The sequence below is a fragment of the Thalassotalea fonticola genome (assembly GCF_032911225.1).
GTDB lineage: Bacteria > Pseudomonadota > Gammaproteobacteria > Enterobacterales > Alteromonadaceae > Thalassotalea_A > Thalassotalea_A fonticola.
This window is the reverse complement of record NZ_CP136600.1, coordinates 1443447-1460735: the sequence shown is the minus strand read 5'-3', so window position 1 is coordinate 1460735 and position 17289 is coordinate 1443447. Positions and strand designations below refer to the sequence as shown.

The following is a 17289-nucleotide window of genomic DNA, read 5'->3' as shown; positions in this document are numbered from 1 at the left end:
ATAATGAGTGATCCCAAATTTATCCATTTAAGAGTGCACAGTGACTTTTCAATGTGTGATGGTTTAAATAAAGTAAAGCCTATCATTGCCAAAGCGGCAGAACTGAAAATGCCGGCACTTGCACTAACCGACCAAACTAACCTCTGTGGTTTAGTTAAATATTACCATGCAGCTCATGGCGCCGGTATGAAGCCTATTATAGGTACAGATTTTTGGGTGAAAAGTGACGAACTTGAAGATGAGCTTTTTCGTTTAGTTGTTATAGCGTCTGATAACAAAGGTTATAAAAACCTTACTGAACTTATCTCTAAGGCTTATTTACGTGGCCATATTCAAGGTCGCGCTGTTCTGGATAAACAGTGGCTTTTAGAATATAGCGAAGGGCTTATTTTACTCTCTGGTGGTCGGGAAGGTGACATAGGTAAGTCACTATTAAAAGGTCATGCTGAACTTGTTGAGCAAATGGTGAGCTTTTATCAGCAACACTTTGCAGATCGATTCTATCTCGAACTTATTCGAACTGGTCGAGAAGATGAAGAAGCATACCTGCATTTAGCAGTTGAACTTGCACAGCAAAAACAACTTCCTGTTGTAGCTACTAATGAAGTTGTTTTCTTATCTCCAGAATTGTTTGACGCACATGAAATCCGTGTTGCGATTCATGATGGATTTACCCTAGATGATAAAAGACGTCCAAAGAAATATAGCCCTGAGCAATACTTGCGAAGTGAGCAAGAGATGCTTGAGCTGTTTAGCGATATTCCAGAGGCGTTGGCTAACTCAGTTGAAATAGCAAAGCGCTGCAATGTTACCGTTACATTAGGTGAGTATGTTTTACCTGACTTTCCCACTGAAGGGCTATCAATTGAAGACTTCTTGGTTAAAGTGTCTGAAGAAGGCTTGCAAGAGCGCTTAGAGTTTCTCTTTGATAAAGATTCGCCTGAATTTGAAGAATTACGTAAGCCATATGACGAGCGTTTAAAAATTGAGCTTGAAGTAATTAATAACATGGGTTTCCCAGGTTACTTCCTAATTGTTATGGAATTTATTCAATGGAGTAAAGATAACAATATCCCTGTTGGTCCTGGACGGGGTTCAGGTGCTGGCTCATTAGTGGCTTATGCACAAAAAATCACAGATCTTGACCCACTGGAATATGACTTACTTTTTGAGCGATTTCTTAATCCAGAGCGTGTTTCAATGCCTGATTTTGACGTCGATTTCTGTATGGATAGACGAGATGAAGTAATTGATCATACTGCAGAGTTGTATGGTCGAGATGCGGTTTCACAAATTATCACCTTTGGTACGATGGCGGCGAAAGCGGTTATACGTGATGTTGGTCGTGTGCTTGGACACCCTTATGGTTTTGTTGACAGAATTTCAAAACTGATCCCGCCAACACCTGGCATGACCTTAGCTAAAGCATTCGAAGAAGAGCCTAAATTACCCGAAGTCTACGCGCAAGATAATGAGGTTAAAGATCTCATCGATATGTGCCGTATTCTTGAAGGTACAACACGAAATGCCGGTAAGCATGCCGGTGGTGTTGTTATCTCGCCGACAACAATAACCGATTTTGCTCCGCTTTATTGTGATGATGAAGGCAATAACCCGGTTACACAATTCGATAAGAATGATGTTGAAGACGCAGGCTTAGTTAAGTTTGACTTCTTAGGTTTACGTACCTTAACTATTTTGCAATGGGCTATTGAAATGGCCGATGAGAAATTGCTTAAGTCAGGTAAAGAAGCAATTGATATTGCCGCGATCCCATTAGATGATAAAGCATCATTTAAGATGTTGCTTGCTTCGAAAACCACTGCGGTATTCCAGCTAGAATCATCGGGCATGAAATCGCTAATTGAAAAGCTAAAGCCAGATTGTTTTGAAGATATAATTGCATTGGTGGCCTTATTCAGACCAGGGCCACTTGATTCAGGCATGGTTGATAACTTTATCGAGCGTAAGCATGGCCGTGAAGAAGTTTCATACCCAGATGCAAAATGGCAGCATGAATCATTAAAAGAAATTCTTGAACCTACCTACGGGATTATTTTATACCAAGAGCAGGTAATGCAAATTGCCCAGGTACTTGCGGGGTATTCATTAGGTGGCGCTGATATGTTACGTCGTGCCATGGGTAAGAAAAAGCCTGAAGAAATGGCAAAACAGCGTTCAACCTTTGAAAAAGGAGCAATTGAGAACGGTGTTGATGGTGAGTTGGCGATGAAAATCTTCGATTTGGTAGAGAAATTCGCCGGTTATGGTTTTAATAAATCTCACTCCGCAGCCTACGCGCTCGTTTCGTATCAAACGTTATGGATGAAAGCGCATTTTCCGGCACCGTTTATGGCGGCTGTAATGTCGGCTGATATGGATAACACAGATAAAATAGTTACCCTTGTAGATGAGTGTAGCAATATGGAGTTAACGCTACTCCCTCCTGATGTTAACTCTGGTTTATATAAATTTACCGTTAATGAAAACAATGAAATTGTTTATGGTATCGGTGCGGTAAAAGGGGTTGGTGAAGGCCCTGTCGAAGCAATTATTGCAGCCAGAGAAGAGGGCGGTCCTTTCATTGATTTGTTTGATTTTTGTGCGCGCTTAGATTTAAAGAAAACCAACAAGCGCGTGCTTGAACGATTAATCAAATCTGGAGCTATGGATAACTTAGGTCCTCATCGCGCAGCGATGTTTGCAACATTACCAGAAGCGATTAAAGCGGCAGATCAACATGCGAAAGCTCAAGCGATTGGGCAAGATGATTTATTTGGCTTAATAAACGTTGAAGAAGAAGAAACCAGACAAACGTTTAAGGATATAGCTCCTTGGAGAGAAGAGGTTTGGCTTGACGGTGAGCGTGAAACTCTAGGCTTATACTTAACCGGTCATCCTATTGACAGGTATTTGGATGAAATTAAAAAGTATGGCTCTACTCGATTAGTTAATTTACAGCCCGGAGCGAAAGATAAAATATCGACAGCTACAGGTTTAGTACTTGGTGTGCGCGTTTTGGTAAATAAAAGGAACCGCCGCTGGGCACTTGTAACCTTAGATGATAAAAGTGCTCGTATTGATGCGAGGTTATTCCCAGATGACTATGATCGATTTGAAGAAATACTACAAAAAGATGAAATTTTAGTCTGTAAGGGACAGGTCAGCTTTGATGATTACTCCGGAGGGCTTACAATGACCGCCCGGGAAATCATGACGATTAGTGAAGCTCGTGAAAATAACATTAAATCTTTAGATTTAAATGTGTTAAGAAGCCAGTTAACACCACAGTTTATGGCTGACTTTACTAAGATACTTACCCCGTATAAGGAAGGTATCTGCCCGGTTAAAATGTTTTATCAGCGCGATGAAGCAAGAGCAACAATCGAGCTAGGAACACAATGGCGAGTATCACCAGACGATACATTAATACATGAATTAAAAGTATTATTAGGCGAAGACAATATTTCGTTAGAGTTTTAATTATTTGCTTGTTTAGGTGAGCAAAATAGCCGAAAAACTTTATAAGAACTAAGATATATAGTAACATTGCCGTTTTTCGAGCCTTGTTACTTGCTAAAAGATCAGCAACACAATTATTAGGTAGATTATATATGTCACTCAATTTTTTAGATTTTGAGCAACCAATTGCAGAATTAGAAGCAAAAATTGAAGAACTTCAATTGGTTAACCAAGGTCAAGATTTAAACTTAGACTTAGAAGCTGAAATTGCTCAACTTCGCACAAAAAGTGAAGAAAAAACCAAAAAGGTTTTTTCAGACTTAGATCCATGGCAAGTTTGTCGTATTGCCCGTCATCCAGGTCGTCCGTATACACAAGATTATATTGATCTTATGTTTACTGATTTTAACGAACTTGCCGGTGACAGAGCTTATGCAAATGATGAAGCCCTTATTTGTGGTACGGCTCGCTTAGATGGTAAGCCGGTTGTGGTTATTGGTCATCAAAAAGGCCGGGGTACAACTGAAAAGGTTCGTCGTAACTTTGCTATGCCTCGCCCTGAAGGCTACCGTAAAGCATTGCGTATTATGGAAATGGCTGAGCGCTTTAACATGCCAATCATTACTTTCATTGACACGCCAGGCGCATACCCTGGTATTGGCGCTGAAGAGCGTGGTCAATCAGAAGCAATTGCTCGCAACCTTAAAGTAATGGCACGTTTAACTGTTCCTATTGTTTGTACTGTAATTGGCGAAGGTGGATCTGGTGGTGCATTAGCTATTGGTGTTGGCGATAAAGTTAACATGCTTGAATACTCAACATATTCAGTAATTTCACCAGAAGGTTGTGCATCAATTTTGTGGAAAACAGCTGAAAAAGCATCAACTGCTGCAGAAGCTATGGGCGTAACAGCACCACGCATTAAAGAGTTAGGCTTAATTGATGATATCATTGATGAACCACTAGGTGGAGCACATCGCGACTTTGACATGATGGCAAATAACTTAAAACAGAAAATCAAAGCTGATTTAGTTACCCTTGAAGGCCAAAAAGGTGACGAGTTGATTGAAAATCGTTATCAGCGCCTAATGACTTTCGGTTACTGTTAAACTGAATTGATTTATCTAAAAAGGAAAGCCTATGCTTTCCTTTTTTTATAACTGCGTTTCTCGTCTTCTAAATTTATGATATCGTTACTACATGACTGACACATCATTAAATCCACTTTGCCAACAAGTACTTAGCTTCTTATCTAAAGATGAATTTGCTAATAAGCCAGTGGTTATTGCCTACAGTGGCGGCGTAGATTCACAGGTGCTGTTGCATTGCTTAGCGCAAATAAAAGATTTTTTAATTACATCAGTACATGCCGTGCATGTGAATCATGGCTTAAGTACAAATGCGTCTAGTTGGCAGAAATTTACCAAGCAGCAAGCTGAGCAGTTAAGCATTAGCTATGTTGGAGTTGAAGTTGTTATACAAAAGCATAGCGGGCAAAGCCTGGAGGCTTTAGCTCGTGATGCTCGTTATCAGGCCCTTACCGAAAACAGCGCTATTAATAGCGTAGTATTAACTGCGCATCACCAGGACGACCAATTAGAAACATTGTTACTTGCATTAAAGCGCGGCTCAGGCATTCAGGGGTTATCTGCTATGCAAGATGTTCGCTCCTTTAGTGACAACAGAGTTATCGCCCGTCCATTTTTATCAATAAGCCGAAAGCAAATTGAAGACTATGCAAAATTATTCAAGTTAACTTGGATTGAAGATGAGTCGAATAATAATCAGGACTTTGACCGTAACTTTTTAAGACAAAGTATTATTCCTTTGCTTGAACAACGTTGGCCACAAATTAAAAAAACTGCAAGCCGCAGTGCTAAACATTGCCAACAGGCGCAAGTTTTAGTTGAACAAGTGGCGGTGACAGATCTAAAACAATGCCAAACTGCAACAGATTCATTGAGTATAGATTTATTAAAGGAATTAAGTGAACAACGGTTATTCAATGTTTTACGGTTTTTTATCAAAATAAATAATAAATTAGCACCTTCTGAAAAACAACTTCAGGAAGTTGTAAAAACTTGCTTTAGCGCAAAGGAAGATAAAAACCCTGAAGTTAAAGTAGGGGACTTTTATTTACGTCGCTTTAAGAATAAATTGTTTATTAGCGATGTTTATGCTGATATTTCAGCTTGGCAAAAGCAATTTTGCATCGCTGATTTAAGACAAGGTAAAGTAGTCGAATTACCTGATAATTTAGGTAGTCTATACTTTAGTGCAAGTCAACAGACTGAAAATAGTAAAGAAAACCAATTTTTACTGACTTACGTTGATGAGCAAGCTGATCTGAAAATAGTGTTTAAACATGACAACCCTAAGTGCTTACCTGATTTTAGGCAACAACGTCGAGAATTAAAGAAAGTGCTGCAAGAATTGCAGATACCAAGGTGGCAAAGAAAACGACTACCATTAGTTTTTATTAACGAACAACTCGCAGCAGTATTACCTTTATTTATCGATAAAGATTTTACCGCTAACACTAATCAAAAATGCTTAAGTATTACTTGGCATAAAAAAAATTAAAGAAGGTTGATAGTGAGCACATCATTATTTCAAAAGATCCAAAAAGTAAGTTTAGTCAATCAAATTATTGTGGCGATAATACTCGGTTGTCTATTAGCGGTTTTAGCGCCTGAAACGGCAAAATCATTTTCCTTGTTAGGTAGCTTGTTTGTTAATGGTTTAAAAGCCGTAGCACCTATTCTAGTGTTCGTTTTAGTGGTGTCTTCAATTGCTAATCAAAAAGTGGATAGTGATGCTGAGTTAAAACCTATTATTGGTCTTTATCTTGTTGGTACGTTAAGTGCTGCTTTTGTTGCGGTTACTATGAGCTTTATTTTTCCTACCTCGTTAACATTAAATCTAGCTGGGGCTACAGCTACCCCACCACAAGGGTTAAATGAAGTTTTAACAACGCTGGCATTTAAAATTGTAGATAACCCTATTAATGCCATTGCAACAGGTAACTTTATTGGTATTTTAGCTTGGGGCTTAGGCTTAGGTTTTGCATTGAAAGGTGTGAATGATTCAACTAAGTTAATGGTCCATGACGTTGCTGACGGTGTCTCTGCCATTGTTCGTGTAGTGATCAGACTAGCACCTTTAGGGATCTTTGGCTTAGTGGCAAATACTATTGCCACTACAGGTTTTACTGCACTTGCCGAATATTCACAATTACTCTTGGTACTAATTGGCTCGATGCTAATTATGGCATTAGTAGTCAATCCAATAATTGTTTTTGCTATTACCCGTAAAAACCCCTATCCATTAGTATTCACTTGTTTACGTGGTTCAGGTATTACCGCATTTTTCACTCGTAGCTCGGCGGCTAATATCCCGGTAAACATGCGCTTGTGTAAGCAACTGGATTTACATGAAGATACTTACTCAGTATCAATTCCTCTGGGAGCAACAATAAACATGGCTGGGGCTGCAATAACAATTACAGTATTAAGCTTAGCTGCGGCTCATACGTTAGGTATTGAGATAGACTTGGCTAGCGCATTATTACTTAGTGTTGTTGCCTCTGTTTCAGCGTGTGGTGCATCAGGTGTTGCCGGTGGCTCTTTGTTACTTATTCCACTTGCTTGTGGTTTATTTGGTATCAATAATGATGTGGCAATGCAGGTAGTCGCTATAGGTTTTATTATTGGTGTCATTCAAGATTCAGCTGAAACAGCCCTGAATAGTTCAACCGATGTTGTTTTTACCGCCGCTGCTTCGCATCATATTACCAAAAATTTATAATATAACTACTATAGAAACGAAAAGCGCATATACTTTTCGTTTCTCGTTTCTCGTTTCTCGTTTCTCGTTTCTCGTTTCTCGTTTCTCGTTTCTAGTTATCCACTGTGCTTGTGGATAACATTGTGCATTACCGTTATACAAAATATCTCACCCCAATTAAACCGTGATCTAGCTATTGCTGTTCGATAAATGAACATCAAATATAATTGGATAAAAAACAAATAATAGTGGATTGTTTTTCGCTCAAACTGACTGTGAAAATGTCTATTTTGATTAGCTTACAAAGTTTGCTAAATATGTTATTCTAGCGCCAATTTTTTTGACTCGTTAGCCCCTAAAGGTTTTACCTACACAATGAAACATCTACATATGCTTCTTGCTGCCATTAGTGTAGCGCTTTTCACTTTTCGTTTTGCTCTATTGCTCACCAACCCTGAAAAGCTAAAGAGTAAATGGTTGAAAATAAGCCCACATATTATCGATACATTTCTATTTGTATTAGGGATAACTATGATGATTCAGTATTCACTATATCCTGGGCAGGTAGAATGGATGACTGAAAAACTAGTTGCTGTAGCGGCTTATATATTTACTGGCTATTACACCTTAAAACTGGCGCGAAATAACACCATGCGAATCATTGGCTATCTTGGTGCTATGGGGTGGGTGATCTTGGTTGCTCGAATAGCAATGACCAAGCAAAACTTTTTATTTTAATAAATCTGCGGTGCATTTTTATATATGCCACTGGGTGGCGTAAAAGACAAAACTAATAGCTATGAGTTTTAAAACACGTAGCTTAACAATACAGCATATATCTTGCTGAATATGAGTAATATTTAAAGTTGATGAAAGATTTATTATTGTCTGAGTTAAACTCAGAACACATAGACACAATGCAGGCTGTTAACTTAATTGAGAAAAGTTTACTTGCTTTAGACGACGCTGCTATTACAACAAACTTAGCTGATATAAATGAATTTGTACAATTTTTTCAAGTAGAGATCGAAAGTATTGATGATGCCTTAGACCGTGCAGAACGTTTACTTAACTTGCTTTTTGTTGAACAGCTATTTGTCGATCGTCCTCGGCCTCATTGGCCAATTAATACCCATCAGCTTAATCACGGAATGGCTTTTCGTTCGATGGCACCAGCATTAAAAAACTTACTACTGCTGCATGTTATTCGTTGTTGTGGTTTTCAAGTTGATGCGGTTTATGTACCTAATGATGTTATGTTGCGTATTGTTTGTGATGAAGACTATGCAATTATATTTAATTGTTTAGATGGCACACCAATTAATTGGTATGAGCTTGACCAACGGTTGAACAATGATGAAAATCCAAATGAACATGTCACTTTAGAACCAATTAGCGATAAAAATTTAATTGTCCAATATTTACTTTCATTGAAAAATTCATTAATCAGAGAACAAAAATTTTCTGAAGCATTACAATCTGTTGAGTTAATATTGGCTTTGAATCCAAATGACCCGTATCATCGACGTGATCGAGGTTTTTTATTACAGCAACTTGATTGCTTTAAAGTTGCATTCGATGACTATCAATATTTTGTTGAACGTTGTCCTAAAGATCCACAAGCTAAAATATTACAAATGCAATTAGATATGATCAGCAGTGTAGACACTGTTATTCATTAAAAAACGATCAGAGGTTGTCCTGAATTAATTTCAGGATCTAGCCGTTGTTTTGATTGCTAACAAAAACAAACCCTCAGAAGAAGGGTGTAATTATAATTTTCATTTTCGGAGAACACATGCATAATCAAGCGTTAATCACTAACGATGCCTCAGTCCTTGGTTTATTGGCCATTTTACTTGGTTTAGTTTTTTATACGGCTAATAGCAGCAACCCTAAATGGCAACGATTTTATACAATCGTGCCTGCAGTTTTATTATGCTATTTCCTACCATCTTTACTAAACACCTTTGGTGTTATCAGCGGTGAAGAGTCGAACCTTTATTTTGTTGCATCTCGTTACCTATTACCTACCTGTTTAGTCTTACTTACTTTAAGTGTAGATTTAAAGGCAATTGCCGGCTTAGGAAAAAAAGCCGTCATTATGTTCTTTACCGGTACTATTGGTATCGTATTAGGTGGGCCTATAGCATTAATGATTGTTGCAAGCTTTGCTCCTGACGTTTTAGGTGTACAAGGGCCTGAAGCTGTATGGCGCGGTTTAACTACTGTTGCTGGTAGCTGGATTGGCGGTGGTGCCAACCAAGCGGCAATGAAAGAAATTTATGGTGCGGGTGATAAAATTTTCTCAGCGATGATCACCGTAGATGTTATTGTTGCTAATATCTGGATGGCAATTTTATTAGTGATGGCCTCAAACGCCAAACAAATTGATGAAAAAGCCGGTGCTGACACGACAGCTATCACTCGTTTAAAAGAGCGTGTAGAAAATTTCCATGCTGAACATTCGCGCAACCCAGCTCTTCATGACTTAATGGTTATCTTAGCGATAGGTTTTGGCGTAACAGGCTTTGCCCACATGTTTGCCGATGCTATCACACCTTACATGGTGACTAACTTTCCTGAATTAGACAAATTATCATTTCATAGTAAATTTTTCTGGATGATAGTATTTGCCACCACAGTAGGTATTATTTTATCGTTTACTCGCTTACGAAAGCTTGAAGGAGTAGGCGCCAGTAAAGTTGGCTCAGTAATGTTGTATATTCTGATAGCTTCAATTGGGATGAAAATGGATGTTACCATGATTGTTGAAGCGCCAATTTATTTCGTAATTGGTGCTATCTGGATGATCATCCATGCAAGCTTAATGTTGATTGTTGCTAAAATGATAAAAGCACCGCTATTTTATATGGCTGTAGGTAGTCAGGCAAACGTTGGTGGCGCAGCATCTGCACCTATTGTAGCATCGGCTTTCCATCCTTCTTTAGCTCCGGTAGGTGTTTTATTAGCAGTTTTAGGCTATACCGTAGGTACATACATGGCTTGGCTATGTGGTCAAATTTTACAAGTTGTTTCTTAATAAGGATTTCTCATGGGTTTACAAACAATCGATTTTGCTAATGTAAGTGTTGCTAACGACAAACCATTTGTACTGTTTGGCGGTATGAATGTACTTGAGTCTCGTGACATGGCAATGAAGATAACCGAGCATTATGTTGAAGTCACAACTAAGCTTGGCATTCCTTATGTATTTAAAGCTTCATTTGATAAAGCAAACCGCTCGTCAGTGAACTCTTTTCGCGGCCCTGGAATGGACGCCGGTTTAAAGATTTTTGAAGAGATCAAATCTACTTTTAATGTGCCAATTATCACTGATGTGCACGAAACTTACCAAGCACAGCCGGTAGCAGAAGTTGTAGATGTTATTCAGTTACCTGCATTTTTGGCTCGTCAAACTGACTTGGTAGTTGCAATGGCAAAAACCAATGCCGTGATAAATGTTAAAAAGCCGCAATTTTTAGCTGCTCATGAAATGCGTCATATTATTAACAAGTTCAGTGAAGCAGGTAACGAAAAAATTATCTTGTGTGAGCGTGGAAGTTGTTATGGTTATAACAACTTAGTTGTCGATATGCTTGCTATGGATGAAATGACCAAAATGGCACCGGTTATTTTTGATGCTACTCATGCATTACAAAAACCTGGTGGTAGAAGTGATTCTGCCGATGGACGCCGTGCACAAGCGGCACAATTGGCCCGTAGTGGCATGGCCTTAGGCATTGCTGGATTATTCATTGAAGCACATGAAGACCCTGATAAAGCCTTATGTGATGGCCCTTGCGCATTACCATTACATGCCTTAGAAAATTATTTAATACAAATGAAAGCGGTGGACGATTTAGTGAAATCGTTTGAGCCCCTTATTACTGATTAAAATTGTTCAACAATATTTTTTAGAAAAACGAAATTTAAAAAGACCCCAATAGTTATACCAATCTGCATAAGGAATGGTATTAAACAATTATCGGGGTCTTTTTTTTGGAAAATAAAATAGCAATACCTAGCCTTTAATATATTTTGCTATACCGTCTTTCACTATTGCTATAGTCATTATCATATATTTTTGAAACCCGCACCGTTTATAGGGTTACTATTATTTCCTCACTTCTTTCTCTTAAAACTAGCGCTCTGTTAGTTGTATTTCTTGACAAATTTACTTGAAATTTATAACTCTAAAATAAAACCTATTTGCACACAAAATAAACTTTGTGTATTGTTTTTGTGTGCTTTGTATACAATAAATAATAAAAAGGTACGCCATCTTCAGTAATACGATTCAATTAACTTATAAAAAATAATAAGAGGAACGCGTAATGGAAGGAAATAACAAGGGTTTTACTAGAAAGTTTTCTCTCTCATGCTTAACTGTCGCCATGTTTTACGGCGGTCAAGCGTTAGCAGAAGAACAAGCGAGTGATACCGGTAATGAAGAAGTGGAAAGGATCTTAGTCACGGGATCATTTATTAAAGGCAAAGTTCAAAGTGCCAGTGCGTCTCCGATCACTACGGTAAGTGAAGATGACATTGCCAATATTGGTGCGACCAGTGTTGCCGACTTAGTGAACACCTTAACGGTAAACACCGGCGCACAAATTTACTCTGACAGTTTTGAGCAGGCTCGTTCAGTTGGAACGACCAACATTAACTTACGTGGTTTAGGGGTTACTTCAACGTTAGTCTTGCTAAACGGTAGAAGGCAAACCTTATCACCAGCGGTCACTGAAAATGGCGATCAATTTGTTGATTTAAGCTCACTGGTACCGGCAATCGCAGTGCAACGGGTCGATGTGTTAAAAGATGGTGCTTCATCACTTTATGGCTCTGACGCAGTCGCTGGTGTGGTTAACTTTATTACTCGTGATGAGTTTGATGGTTTAGAGTACAACTTAAACTACCAAAATAATGAATATGGCTCAGATGAAGTCTCTGCAGGTATCATTATTGGTGAAGAAACAGAACGCTCTAATTTGGTGTTTTCTTTCAATCATTTAACTCGCTCATCGGTACCGAATTCAGAGCGTCGTGATGACTATGCTGACAATCAGGATTCTTGGAGTGGTTATAGCTTTCCTGGTAAAGTTATAGCTTTTGATGGCCCACCTGGACCGCCAATCAAATTAATCGACCCGGCTTGTACCAGTGGCGAAGCATTTGAAATGTATCCTGGGTTGGTACGTCGCAAACCTGATGGTGAGCATCCTAGCGACGGCAGTTGCCAGTTAAATTATGGATATTACGGCGATATTATTGCCGAAGCAGAACAAACGCAAGCTATGGTACAAGCCAATTATGACTTTTCCCCAAGCTTAACGTTATTTTCAGAGGTAGCCGTAGCTCGTAACAAAACCACCATACACTCAACCCCAAGTCAGCCACAACTTGATGAAGTTAGAGTACCAGCGTATCACCCTGATGCGATTGAAGTTGGCGGCGCAGATCCATTTGCCGGCAGCGCATCAAATACCGGAGTGTTATTTGCTCGTCCGCGTGGTGCAGGCTCGCCAGCAAATGAAGATGAGAAAAAGTATCAATCTTGGCGGTATCAGTTAGGTTTACGCGGTGACCTGTTTGAAAGTTGGTCTTGGGAAGCTGCATTTACCAATAGTGTTAATGAAGCAACCAATTCACGCCTCGACGTTATTACCGCTAATTTACAAACTGCGTTAAACGGTCAAGCGGGTGAAAATCAAGACCAATTTTATCATTGGTTATCTTCTAGCCAAGACAAAAATACCCCGGAAATTTATGAATTTATTTTTGGTGAATTTGGTTATGAAGCGGTGTCTGGGCAAACGGTTTTTGATGGCCACATTACCGGTGATTTATTTGATCTGCCTTCAGGGGATACTGTTGGCGCAGCCTTTGGTTTTCAACACCGTGAAGACCGATTAAAATATGACTTTAATGAATTGTCAAATGAGTTGGCATTCAACTTTTTTGGTGGCGGTGACGACTTTAACAGCAGCCAAAAAGTTTGGGCGGTATTTGCTGAATTCTCGGTGCCGGTAACCGATACTTTGAATATGCAACTTGCTGTTCGCTATGAAGATTTTGATACTGCGAGTACTACAGACCCTAAAATTGCCTTGCTATGGGCTCCTAGTGAAGATTTGAGTGTAAGGGCGAGTTGGGGCACGTCGTTCAGAGTTGCCACGGTGTTTCAAAATGATTCGCAGTTTATTACCCCACAAACCGCAAATGATCCATTAGCGGGGGGCGAAGAGGTTACCTTTATTTCATTGTTAACCGGTGATCCAGACAAGCCATTAAAGCCACAAGAGTCGGAAGCACTCAATTTAGGTTTTACTTGGTTCTCACCAATAGGAGTTACCGCAAGTATTGATTATTGGAGTTTTGATTACACTGATTTTATTACCCCGGAAACGCCTGCTGCATTATTAAATACTGATCCTGACAGTGAACAGATAGAACGTAACGTCGCTGGCGAAGCGGTGAAAATAACCACCTACTATCGCAATGCCGGTTCAGTACAAACTGATGGTATAGATTTTAGCTTCAGCAGTGATTTTGCCTTAGGCGATTTTGGCCAGTTAAAGCCTGTTATCGATGGTACCTACATACTTAACTATGACTTAGACGATCCGAACCTGGGTAAAATTGATGGTTTAGGTAATGTAAATGATGAAAACTTTGGTGTTTCAACTGTGCAATTACGAGCTAACTTAGGTCTGCAGTGGTTAAATGAAGCCCATTCTGCGAATGCTTATCTTCGTTACATAGGCGATTATGAAAATGATAATGAAGATAATGCCAAAGTAGACAGCTGGACTAAGGTTGATGTGCAATACAGCTACCAAATGCAGCCCATATTTGGCATAGATTCTGGGCCTCGTATCACGCTTGGTGCTTTAAACTTGCTCGATGAAGCTGCGCCAACGGTGCGTAATTCAATAGGGTATGATGCTACCGTGCATGATCCTAGAGGTCGTATGTTGTATTTAAATGTTAAGCAGTCTTTTTAACTGATAATTTTAAATTCTGTTTTAACTGTATAAAAGCGCCGTTGGCGCTTTTTTGTTTTTAGATTGTTGGACAAAATATATATTCGTTGTAATTTATTCACCATTGCCGTCTTTGTTGATGTGTTGATTCATACAGATCAGAACCGAGTAATGTTTAGAAATGCAGAGCCCATAATAGAAGTTTTAGATTCTCTAATGAGCTGCTAAGTTATTTAAAATTAACCAAAATCTATATTCAATTCAGATGTACAATGGAATATACTAAATTTAATAAAGTAATATAAATAACGCGTGGATAACTTAATGGTTGGTAGAAAAGCTTGGACTCTTAAAAGTATTGCCAAAGAGCTTGGCGTTTCAAATGCGACTGTATCCAATGCATTTAATCGACCCGATCAATTGTCGGAAAAGCGCCGCAATGAAATACTCGCTTCCTGTAAAAAGCTCGGATATTCGGGACCTAACAAGGCTGCCCAGTCATTAAGGAAAGGGCGATCTAATATTGTTGCATTAGTACTTCCTGATAGTGTCGAGTACATGGTGTCTGATCCTGTCGCCAGTAAGTTTATGAAAGGTGTTTCATCGGTGTTAGAAAAAAATAAGATCAGCATCTTATTATTTTCTGGCACGTCTGAAAATATCAACGAAGTATCCGATTTTGTCGATGGCTTTATCTGTTATGGCAGTCCTAGAAATAATGGCTTGATAGAACAACTAAAACATACCGAAAAAAAAGTTGTTACCATTGATTTTGATATAGACCGCAATGCTTCTGTTAATGTTGATAATGAACAAGCTGCCTATGAAATAGCAAATCTGGCAATCAATTCTAGCAGTGATCAGGTCGCCATTTTAGGTCTGCGTTTACTGGATGCTAATTTGACTTGTCGAGTATATGATTCGGCTGATTTTGAAGTGCATTGCTCTATAGCTCACCAACGCTTAAAGGGGTATAAACGGGCCATTGACCAGGCAGGCGTGCTGTTAAAAACCGATCGAATTTGGAACATCCCGGAAAGTACTCAATATTTTGCCAGCATAGCGGCTAAAGAGGCATTAACTTCAACTCCCAGGCCCAACGTCATTCTGTGTATGAGTGATTTAATTGCACTGGCTACTATGCAAGAAATCAATCGTATGGGGTTGAAAATACCTGAAGAAATTCGTGTGGTCGGTTTTGATGGTATAGATGAAGCCTCAAGGTTCTCCCCGTCGTTAACCACAGTTCACCAAAACAGTGAGGAAAAAGGCATAAAAGCGGCCGAATTATTTATTAGCAATGCCAATCATTCGGTATTAATTCCTTATCAAATCGATTTAGGTAACAGTAGTTAAAGTAACAAAGCTGAGAGCAGGCTCAGCTTTGCTAATATTAAAATAGCCTAATATTAATCAGCAGTGATTAAATAGTAGTTTCTAACAATGCGATTAAATCTACTCTGTGACTGCTTTGTTCACTTTCTAAACTAATCCATGCCTGGCTTTTTGATAGATTAACATTGAGGATCGCAGTCGATTTATCCGCATTATGCCAGCCCATTGTTAGTGTTTGTTGTTCATAACTGACGCTAAATTCGCCATTAAATGCAGCACATTCATTTCGTAGTTTAATTAACTGCAATAGCGCTTTTGTTATCGGTTTGCTTAACGATTCTTCCAGACTTTTATTATTGATGTAAGGACGATTAATGTCTCTGCCGATATTGGTTTTTGCTAATAATTCCATATCATTGGTTTCACTAAGCAGGCCAGCATAATAAACTTGTGGTGTACCTGGAGCGAAAAATTGTATGGCACGTGCTATTAGGTAGTCGTGATCGTTTTGCGCCAGCGCATCATAGTAGCTGCAATTTACCTGATAAAGATCAACATTACTCGCAGCTGCGCCTGTTGCTAATTTACTTTCTTCACGACTATTTAAATGGATCTTTTCAACCAATAAGTCAATTTCTGCATTAGTTAATAGCCCTGGTTTTTCTTGCATCGGGCCCACGTCAATAATGCCAATACCGTCATGGGTATCTAGCACGGTAATACAATTTTTCGGAGATATTGATAGCCAATTAGTCAATGCCTGAAAGTCTTTGTTAAAGATACTATGCAAAATCAATGGTGGCAGGGCAAAGTCGTACACCAGGTCAACGCGCTTAGCGATTTCTATTTGAGTCTGATAGTAAGAATGTATTTCCACTAAAGTTTCTATTCCCAAATTGTTTGCTTTTTCGCTGAGGTCTTTGATAAAAGCAAACGTATCGTCAAGCATAAAACAGCTGCTACCCGCTCTTTTAATCGCATAGCCGGCGGCATCAAGTCTGATCACCTTAATGTTGTTTTGAGAAAATGTTGTTAAAATATTGGACAAATAATTTTGCCCCGCATCAGACTCAACATCAATATCAATTTGACTGTCAGTAAACGTGGTCCAGAATTCAATCGTCTCAGCATCAATCGTTTGGTACTGGGTAAAGCAACTACCAGGTCGGGGACGATATATTTTCGCCATCGCTTCGCTGTTTAACTCTTTTGTAAAAACCTTATCTTTTGTTAAAAATAAATCCCAGTACTTGGATTGCTTACCATTTTTTAGTACATCTTTAAATTCTGACGAATCTGCTGACATATGATTGACGATTAAATCGGCCATTATTTCATAGTTTTCGCCGAGTTCTTTAACGTCTTGCCAGTGGCCTAATCGATTATCAACCATCGAATGATCGATGGGATCAAAGCCTGCGTCACTGCCGTCTATTGGATAATAAAACGGTAATAAATGGAGCCCTGAGAATAGTCCGGATAACTTATCGGATAGTAAATTATTAAGGTTGGTAATATTTGAACCCGCTAATCTGTCAACGTAGGTTATCAGCTGAACATTGTTTTTCATAAAATTCTCTTTAATTTATCTTAGTTGAAACTTAATCGATTAAGATATATATTCATACAGAATGTAAATATTTTCAAGGTTATTTTAATTTATTTACAATTTTGCAGGTATACAAATTGAATTTTCTTTCATTATCAATGAATTATATAA

At 38.8% G+C, this 17289-nt stretch carries 11 protein-coding genes; 10 read left to right on the top strand and 1 reads right to left on the bottom strand.

What is annotated here, in order from left to right; translation table 11 throughout:
* Positions 1-3 precede the first annotated feature (3 nt).
* The 10 genes from dnaE (at position 4) to RI844_RS05940 (ending at position 15590) form a co-directional block, all read left to right on the top strand.
* Positions 4-3483, top strand: coding sequence for a DNA polymerase III subunit alpha (dnaE, locus tag RI844_RS05985; protein WP_348397534.1), 3480 nt, complete (start codon positions 4-6; stop codon positions 3481-3483).
* Between the two features lie 131 nt (positions 3484-3614).
* Positions 3615-4571, top strand: coding sequence for an acetyl-CoA carboxylase carboxyl transferase subunit alpha (accA, locus tag RI844_RS05980; RefSeq protein WP_348397533.1), 957 nt, complete (start codon positions 3615-3617; stop codon positions 4569-4571).
* A gap of 91 nt (positions 4572-4662) precedes the next feature.
* Positions 4663-6045: a tRNA lysidine(34) synthetase TilS gene (gene tilS / locus RI844_RS05975; RefSeq protein WP_348397532.1), complete on the top strand. Its 1383-nt coding sequence runs from the start codon at positions 4663-4665 to the stop codon at positions 6043-6045.
* A gap of 6 nt (positions 6046-6051) precedes the next feature.
* The gene (sstT, locus tag RI844_RS05970; RefSeq protein ID WP_348397531.1) at positions 6052-7269 is read left to right on the top strand and encodes a serine/threonine transporter SstT; all 1218 of its coding nucleotides are present in this window, start codon (positions 6052-6054) and stop codon (positions 7267-7269) included.
* A 354-nt stretch (positions 7270-7623) separates the two neighbouring features.
* Positions 7624-7986 (top strand): SirB2 family protein, encoded by a 363-nt coding sequence (locus tag RI844_RS05965; protein WP_348397530.1) that lies wholly within the window; start codon positions 7624-7626, stop codon positions 7984-7986.
* Positions 7987-8132: 146 nt separating this feature from the next.
* A complete protein-coding gene (locus RI844_RS05960; protein ID WP_348397529.1) occupies positions 8133-8930 on the top strand; it encodes a SirB1 family protein in 798 nt (265 codons plus the stop codon).
* Between the two features lie 116 nt (positions 8931-9046).
* The gene (locus RI844_RS05955) at positions 9047-10291 is read left to right on the top strand and encodes a DUF819 family protein (RefSeq protein WP_348397528.1); all 1245 of its coding nucleotides are present in this window, start codon (positions 9047-9049) and stop codon (positions 10289-10291) included.
* A gap of 12 nt (positions 10292-10303) precedes the next feature.
* Positions 10304-11146 carry a 3-deoxy-8-phosphooctulonate synthase gene (gene kdsA / locus RI844_RS05950; RefSeq protein WP_348397527.1) on the top strand — a complete coding sequence of 281 codons (843 nt, stop codon included), beginning with the start codon at positions 10304-10306 and terminating at the stop codon, positions 11144-11146.
* A 439-nt stretch (positions 11147-11585) separates the two neighbouring features.
* Entirely contained in the window at positions 11586-14255 is a 2670-nt protein-coding gene (locus RI844_RS05945) for a TonB-dependent receptor domain-containing protein (protein ID WP_348397526.1), read from the top strand.
* Positions 14256-14558: 303 nt separating this feature from the next.
* Positions 14559-15590, top strand: a complete 1032-nt coding sequence (locus RI844_RS05940) for a LacI family DNA-binding transcriptional regulator (RefSeq protein ID WP_348397525.1) — start codon at positions 14559-14561, stop codon at positions 15588-15590.
* Positions 15591-15657: 67 nt separating this feature from the next.
* Here RI844_RS05940 and gtfA read toward each other — a convergent pair whose 3' ends face one another.
* Positions 15658-17139 (bottom strand): sucrose phosphorylase, encoded by a 1482-nt coding sequence (gene gtfA / locus RI844_RS05935; RefSeq protein WP_348397524.1) that lies wholly within the window; start codon positions 17137-17139, stop codon positions 15658-15660.
* Positions 17140-17289: the final 150 nt, after the last annotated feature.

What these genes read in the sequence shown, in the direction of transcription:
- dnaE (WP_348397534.1), top strand. Translation starts at nt 4, where the DNA reads ATGAGTGATCCCAAATTTATCCATTTAAGAGTGCACAGTGACTTTTCA.
- accA (WP_348397533.1), top strand. Translation starts at nt 3,615, where the DNA reads ATGTCACTCAATTTTTTAGATTTTGAGCAACCAATTGCAGAATTAGAA.
- tilS (WP_348397532.1), top strand. Translation starts at nt 4,663, where the DNA reads ATGACTGACACATCATTAAATCCACTTTGCCAACAAGTACTTAGCTTC.
- RI844_RS05965 (WP_348397530.1), top strand. Translation starts at nt 7,624, where the DNA reads ATGAAACATCTACATATGCTTCTTGCTGCCATTAGTGTAGCGCTTTTC.
- RI844_RS05955 (WP_348397528.1), top strand. Translation starts at nt 9,047, where the DNA reads ATGCATAATCAAGCGTTAATCACTAACGATGCCTCAGTCCTTGGTTTA.
- kdsA (WP_348397527.1), top strand. Translation starts at nt 10,304, where the DNA reads ATGGGTTTACAAACAATCGATTTTGCTAATGTAAGTGTTGCTAACGAC.
- RI844_RS05945 (WP_348397526.1), top strand. Translation starts at nt 11,586, where the DNA reads ATGGAAGGAAATAACAAGGGTTTTACTAGAAAGTTTTCTCTCTCATGC.
- RI844_RS05940 (WP_348397525.1), top strand. Translation starts at nt 14,559, where the DNA reads ATGGTTGGTAGAAAAGCTTGGACTCTTAAAAGTATTGCCAAAGAGCTT.
- gtfA (WP_348397524.1), bottom strand. Translation starts at nt 17,139, where the DNA reads ATGAAAAACAATGTTCAGCTGATAACCTACGTTGACAGATTAGCGGGT.